At 40.4% G+C, this 2,926-nt stretch carries 5 protein-coding genes; 3 read left to right on the top strand and 2 right to left on the bottom strand.

What is annotated here, in order from left to right; translation table 11 throughout:
- The 3 genes from Q7V48_04470 to Q7V48_04480 form a co-directional block, all read left to right on the top strand.
- Positions 1–194, top strand: a 194-nt coding sequence (locus Q7V48_04470) for a PIN domain-containing protein (GenBank protein MDO9209990.1), incomplete at its 5' end; no start/stop codon positions are given.
- 752 nt (positions 195–946) lie between these two features.
- Complete coding sequence (locus Q7V48_04475; protein ID MDO9209991.1) at positions 947–1,228, top strand: type II toxin-antitoxin system RelE/ParE family toxin; 282 nt, start codon at positions 947–949, stop codon at positions 1,226–1,228.
- A 10-nt stretch (positions 1,229–1,238) separates the two neighbouring features.
- Positions 1,239–1,565, top strand: coding sequence for a HigA family addiction module antitoxin (locus tag Q7V48_04480; GenBank protein MDO9209992.1), 327 nt, complete (start codon positions 1,239–1,241; stop codon positions 1,563–1,565).
- A gap of 483 nt (positions 1,566–2,048) precedes the next feature.
- Here the strand turns inward: Q7V48_04480 and Q7V48_04485 are convergent, their stop codons facing one another.
- Positions 2,049–2,312, bottom strand: a complete 264-nt coding sequence (locus Q7V48_04485) for a hypothetical protein (protein MDO9209993.1) — start codon at positions 2,310–2,312, stop codon at positions 2,049–2,051.
- Positions 2,313–2,618, bottom strand: a complete 306-nt coding sequence (locus Q7V48_04490) for a hypothetical protein (GenBank protein MDO9209994.1) — start codon at positions 2,616–2,618, stop codon at positions 2,313–2,315.
- Between the last annotated feature and the right edge of the window lie 308 nt (positions 2,619–2,926).

Below are 2,926 nucleotides of genomic sequence, written 5' to 3' on the forward strand. Positions count from 1 at the left end.
TAGAAATTATTGATGTGAATGCCGACGTGGCCAGAAAATATGCCTTTATCTATAGATCTCTCGAGAAGAAGGGGACTAAAATACCCATTAATGATGTCTGGATTGCTGCATGTTGCATGGAAGTAGGAGGAACACTTCTGACGAGGGATCAACATTTCGAGGCAGTGGATCAAATTGAGGTGATCGTCCTATAAAAATCTAAAAACTTCGTAATGGGTTTTGGCCTTCATCCAATCTTTCGCCACGTATTGCCGTCAGGAGGGACCCACCCCAAAAAAGGAAGGCCTCTTCCTAAAGTGTCTCCTATGTTCTAAAGGAATAGTCCAGAATGACCTTCAAGATGAATGAAGTGACTGAAAAATTCAGTCGGGAGGATTAAGCTAAGTTTGTTTTTGCTGGTTTGCAGCAGTTTCTTATGATGGTAACAATTCGATGGAGATCCTCCTCGGTCATCTGGGTTCCGGAAGGAAGGCATGATGGCTTCGTAAAAAGTCCTTTTTGCCACATTTTCGTCATTCCCGCGAAAGCGGGAATCAAGTTAATTCAAGTAGTTTTGTCCGCCTGAGGCGGACTGCTTTCGCAGGAGTGACGGCTTTTCTGACTTTTTACGATATCATCAGGCATAATCCCCGTTCAAATAGATCTTCGCTGATATAGAAGAAGTTGACTTAAAAAGTAAGTCAGGAAGTATCCTAACCTCAAATATTTAATTCCTTCAATCTTTACAACTCACCCATTCTTCGCATTTCCTGAACGGTTTCTTGCCAACCTGATCGCAGATCATACTGCGGCTTGAATCCTAACTCAGTCTGGATGCGCTGACTGCTCACCGAAGTATCCCGCAGTATGATAATTCGTTTATCGGGTTCAATGCGTTATTACTTCAACATGGGATAGGTCGTTTTTAAGATTGACAATTGTCACGTGACAAGTTATATTTAGCTTGGTGATTAAAACCTTTGCAGATATACATACACGAAATCTTTTTATAGCAGGGAAGTCAAGACGGCTTCCCCCTGATTTATTGAAGAGAGCTATCCGACGACTGGAATATATAGATCTTGCCACAGCTCTAGATGATTTGAAGGTTCCTCCAAGTAACCGTCTTCATGCCTTGAAAGGGCGCCGAGAGGGAGAATACTCAATTTCTATAAATGATCAATGGCGAATCTGTTTTCGTTTTATTGAGGGTGATGCTTATGATGTCGAAATAACAGATTATCATTGAGAGGTGAGCTATGAATATCAAAAATCCAAAGATTCGTAAAATAAAACCCACCCATCCAGGAGAGATGCTTCGAGAGGATTTTATGCCTGAATATGGATTGACGGCGTCAAGCCTTGCTGAGGGATTGGGGGTCTCACGCCAAACTGTAAACGAACTTTTGCGTGAACGTCGTGGCGTTTCACCGACCATGGCATTACGGTTGTCCCGATTATTTGGCAATACTCCCGAATTTTGGCTCAATGCTCAGCGTGCTGTAGATCTGTGGGAGATCCAAGAAAGTTACAGGGAAGAGATTGAAGGTATACACCCTCTCCAAGCAGCTTCTATCTCCCGTTAGATTTGGTTGATCTTATCTATATTGATTGAGTCCGTTTCATTGTTGTTAGCGGAGTGAATCGCCTATTCGGACCTTATGGGTTTGTTTGGTCTATCTGGCCAATCTTGTTAAATTCAAATAATGTTTTGGAGAATTTGACTTAAAAATTAAGTCAGGAGGCATAATAAACTAAAAGGTCACTTTCTGCGAATGTGGGATTTTTGGGTTCGATACCAGGCGACTTCACGGCGAAGGCCTTCAACCAATTCTACTTGTGTCTTAAAATTAAATGTTTTTTCAAACTTGGTGGAGTCGTAGACATCATCCGCAAGCCATTTTTTTTGGTTAGGAAAGAAGTTGACTTAAAAATTAAGTCAGAGAGTTATTATATCAAGAGGGTAGGGGATACATGCTTTGTAGTAGAAACGCAAGGCCAGCCATAGCATACGTGAACCAATGTCCGTTGTCAATGGCTGACCCCTATCTCTGTTTTTGGACAAACATTTAAGCAACAGCAATTTCAGGTTTAAGGAGCCTTGATCTTGCAGGTCTGAGCCCCTTCACCTTTACATAAACGACCTTTTGGCCTGGTTCTCTTTGGTTCTCAGCTAATTGTTTACTCCACCGGTTATATTCTTCGTCTCCTTCAAGTTGGAGAACAATCTGGGCATTTCGTGGTATTTCCACTGCAAATTCAGGGTGCTCCACGACATAACGATCAAATTCTGTAACTAATATGGCATGCTTTCTCTCTAAGATCTCAATCATCTATTTGCCCTCCAGAAAAATAGTTTGATAAGTTTTCCAATTTTCTTTTAAATCTTCATCTGCTAAAGTTAAGGCTTCCCTAAGTTTTAAAGGGAGTTCCTTTTTAACTTTTCTTCCATCCCGATGGTATCTGTCTATATGAGCAAACCCGTGAGTAGAATCATAACGAATTACTACTTCCCATAGGTCATCAACTAAGACTTCCAATTGAACAACAAAGCTGATAATCTTACCCTTATCAGTTTCATGATAATGCCTCTTTCGGGCATTTCCCCCTAAAGGGATTAAATATTCAGTGACCGTCAAATTTCAGAAACCCCAATATAAAATCATACCAATTTAACCAATCAAAATACTATATTATAATTGGTATACTTTAATGAAGTCCAGAATCCTTTGCAAAAAAGTAACAAACCATCCTATAGAACCCTTTTTCGAAAAGATATGATAATGAACAATTGACTTAAAAATTAAGTCAGAGGGGACTTTGGTCTTTTTGGTCCATATGGTCTGTTTCGTTTATCCTCTACCTGAACCTGAACCTAAACCTAAACCTTCTACAATCCGGCTACAGTTCATCTATTTTTCGCATTTCCTGAACGGTTTCTTGCCAA

It is taken from the genome of Deltaproteobacteria bacterium (assembly GCA_030654105.1).
Taxonomy (GTDB): Bacteria; Desulfobacterota; SM23-61; order SM23-61; family SM23-61; genus JAHJQK01.

Coding starts and splice junctions, on each gene's coding strand:
- Q7V48_04485 (MDO9209993.1), bottom strand. CDS start 2,312: ATGATTGAGATCTTAGAGAGAAAGCATGCCATATTAGTTACAGAATTT.
- Q7V48_04480 (MDO9209992.1), top strand. CDS start 1,239: ATGAATATCAAAAATCCAAAGATTCGTAAAATAAAACCCACCCATCCA.